This is a genomic window from uncultured Caballeronia sp. (genome assembly GCF_964243625.1).
GTDB lineage: Bacteria > Pseudomonadota > Gammaproteobacteria > Burkholderiales > Burkholderiaceae > Caballeronia.
This window is the reverse complement of sequence record NZ_CAXTGZ010000655.1, coordinates 1-3,312: the sequence shown is the minus strand read 5'-3', so window position 1 is coordinate 3,312 and position 3,312 is coordinate 1. Positions and strand designations below refer to the sequence as shown.

3 protein-coding genes are annotated in these 3,312 nt (G+C 58.3%); 2 read left to right on the top strand and 1 reads right to left on the bottom strand.

What is annotated here, in order from left to right; all coding sequences use genetic code 11:
* Nucleotides 1-113: 113 nt before the first annotated feature.
* Nucleotides 114-1,511, bottom strand: a complete 1,398-nt coding sequence (locus tag ACFFAR_RS28725) for an MFS transporter (protein ID WP_062000285.1) — start codon at nt 1,509-1,511, stop codon at nt 114-116.
* A 90-nt stretch (nt 1,512-1,601) separates the two neighbouring features.
* Between ACFFAR_RS28725 and ACFFAR_RS28720 the strand changes: the two genes are divergently transcribed.
* A complete protein-coding gene (locus tag ACFFAR_RS28720; RefSeq protein ID WP_375508960.1) occupies nt 1,602-1,817 on the top strand; it encodes a DUF3820 family protein in 216 nt (71 codons plus the stop codon).
* 686 nt (nt 1,818-2,503) lie between these two features.
* Nucleotides 2,504-3,312, top strand: an 809-nt coding sequence (locus tag ACFFAR_RS28715) for a ribonucleotide-diphosphate reductase subunit beta (protein ID WP_375508959.1), incomplete at its 3' end; no start/stop codon positions are given.

The window sequence follows — 3,312 nt, the reverse complement described above, 5'->3', positions numbered from 1 at the left end:
CCGTCGCTAATAAGTACAGCAGTTAGAGAGGGCCGGTACGGATAGGGTTGTTCTTCCTCGTCAGGAAGCGGCGGCCGGATTCGATACCGGCCTTTTCCATTTGTACTCGCCGCTTACCCTCGCGTTCCACGCGAGATCTCATGCCCGGCATCGCGGGAAAGCTTCGCGGTAATGGGAATCGAAAGAAACGAAAACATGCCGACAACCACGAACGCCGGCCAGAAGTCCGACCAGACCATCTGCGGATGGCCTTGCAGATCGTGAGAGATCTGCAGCGCGATCCCGCCGACCGTCACGCCCAAGCCCAGCGAAACCTGCTGGATGAAACTGCCGAGACTCGTCGCGCGGCCCACATCGCGGCTTTCGATTTCTGCGTAGGTCAGCGAGTTGAGGCTCGTGAATTGCAGCGCCGGGAAGAATCCGCCGAGCAGCACGACCGCCCAGATGAGCCACGTCGGCGTGCCCGGATAGAACATGCCGCACGCCGCGATCGCGATGCCGGAGAGCGCGGCATTCACCATCAGCGTCTGCCGGAAGCCGAAGCGGTGCAGCACGCGCGAGGCCAGCGAGCGCATGAACATGCCGCCAACCGCGGACGCGCATGTGATCGAGCCCGACTTGAACGCGCTCATGCCAAGTCCCTCCTGCATGGCGAGCGGCAGCAGGAACGGCACGGCGCCCAAGCCGATACGAAACAGCGACCCGCCGACCACGCTCGCCTGGAAGGTCGGCACGCGCAGGAAGCTCAGATCGAGCAGTGGCAACTTGATGCGCCGCGAGTGGAGAAAATAGAGCACGAGGAAAACCACGCCGCCGAGCGCCATGCCCGCTGCGACCCGATCCGTGACCAGTTCGCCGCCGATCAGCGACAGTCCGAGCAGGAACAACGTGCCGCCCATCGCCGATAAAAAGAAGCCAAGCCAGTCGAGCGGCCCCGGATGCGCCTCGCGCACATTCGCAATGTACTTGTTCGTGAGGTAGATCCCGGCAATACCGATCGGAATGTTGATGAAGAAAATCAGGCGCCAGTGCAGGTACGTCGTGATGAACCCGCCGAGCAGCGGACCGACCGCGGGACCGAACATGGCAGGCAGCGACAAGTAGTTCATCGCGCGGATGAACTCCGAGCGGCGCACCGAGCGGAAGATGATGATCCGCCCGACCGGCACCATCATCGCGCCGCCGACGCCCTGCACGAAACGCGCGAGGGTAAAGGGAATCAGCGAGGTGGACGCCGCGCACAAGATGGAGCCGGCCACGAAGATGCCGATGGCAAGACGAAAGATGGTGCGCGCGCCGAAGCGGTCGGCGACCCAGCCGCAGATCGGAATGAACACGCCGAGGCCGAGCACATAACTCGTGACGGCAATCTTCAGCGTTACAGGATCGCGGCCGAAAGCTTTGGCCATTTCGGGGATCGCGGTGACGATGACGTTGGCATCGACGCTTTCCATGAACATCGCACAGGCGACGATGAGAGGGGCAACGAAAGCTTTGATGGCTAGCGGCATGGAGAACGGAAGGGGATCTCTTCGCGGCGGGAGTTGCGATTATGGCATCGATATCATGGCAGCGACATTCGAAACACAAGGAGCACGACGATGGACCCCGAAGATCTGCAGCGTCTCGTCACGCAAAAAATGCCTTACGGAAAGTACAAGGACCGCTTGCTTGCGGACCTGCCGGGTCACTATCTCGCGTGGTTTGCGCGTGAGGGTTTTCCAGGACAGCTCGGCCGGCTGCTCGCGCTGATGCACGAAATCGATCACAACAATCTGCGTGAACTGCTTGTGCCGCTGCGAGACAAACGTGCGTGAGCGCGGTGCTGAGCAAGGCTTCGAAGCTTGTTTTTGCGGCCCTGACTGCCACTTGCATCGAGTGCTCACTTGTACTATAGGTAGTTTGTAACCGACTCGAAGACCCAAGATTTTGTGTTTTTAACCTTTGCGATGAAGGCATCGAGTGCTACACTTTCACCATGGAAACACAGCGCGAAAGCGCCTTGTTTCCACTGCGGGACAGGCGGGAATCGACGGCGCTGAAGCAGCGTTCGCTCGATCAAAAACGTGTCGCGCAAGCGTGTCTCCCGAGGTGAGTTTCAAAGCTTTGCTTGTGTGCATCGCGAAGATCGACTTAACTGAATGAACGCGTTGCGCATCGTATGAACCCGCAACAGATCCACACGCATCAACATGCAGGCGAGCCAGGATTTTCATCGAAGGCAATTGAAGTTCGAATGCAACGAAAGTCACTGGACGTCACGCTTCAAACGACACATGCAAGACGATTCGCAGCAACGCATCACAACGCTGTGAAGTGCATGAAAGCGCACTGCTTCGAACACGCTCAGCAGCATCTCGCTTGAAGCTTCAAGCAGTGAGCTGAACGCAAAGTGTTGTATGCAAGTAGCAGCGTCAACACGAAAACAGGATTTTTATGAGCAAGCTCTTTTATCGCTCATGGAAAGATGGTACAAACCGATCTAAATTGATGGTGAGAATTTATGCTCAACTGGGATGACGAGACCACTGCCGTAACTCCCTCGAACGGTTCGCAACACAACACGTTGCGTAACCCGGCAGGTCAGGTTGCCGGCGTCAGTCAGGCATCACGTGCAGCCGCTCCGGGCGCTGCACATGCTGCCGGTCATGGCGTTCTTCAAACTGCCCATCAAACGCCAGTAGGCGCGAACATTTTTGCGAGCGACTTCGTAGCTCCCGTTGCACCGAGCGCCAGCGACATCGCGGCTGCAAGTGCGAAGCGGGTGAATGTGGCGGACAAGCGCATCATCAACGGCAAGACCGACGTGAACCAGTTGGTGCCGTTCAAGTACAAGTGGGCGTGGGAAAAGTATCTGGCGGGTTGTGCAAACCACTGGATGCCGCAGGAAGTGAACATGTCGCGCGACATCGCGTTGTGGAAAGATCCGAATGGTCTCTCCGACGACGAGCGCCGCATCGTGAAGCGCAACCTCGGTTTCTTCGTGACGGCGGATTCGCTGGCGGCGAACAATATCGTGCTCGGCACGTATCGCCACATCACCGCGCCCGAGTGCCGCCAGTTCCTGCTGCGCCAGGCGTTCGAGGAAGCAATCCACACGCACGCATATCAGTACATCGTCGAATCGCTGGGTCTGGACGAGAGCGAGATCTTCAACGCGTATCACGAAGTCGACTCGATTCGTGCGAAGGACGAGTTCCTGATTCCGTTCATCAACACGCTGACCGATCCGGCATTCACCACGGGCACGCTCGAAGCGGACCAGAAATTGCTGAAGTCGTTGATCGTGTTTGCTTGCGTGATGGAAGGGCT

Bases quoted from the DNA above. Each gene is read 5' to 3' on its own strand.
- ACFFAR_RS28725 (WP_062000285.1), bottom strand. From the start codon at position 1,511: ATGCCGCTAGCCATCAAAGCTTTCGTTGCCCCTCTCATCGTCGCCTGT.
- ACFFAR_RS28720 (WP_375508960.1), top strand. From the start codon at position 1,602: ATGGACCCCGAAGATCTGCAGCGTCTCGTCACGCAAAAAATGCCTTAC.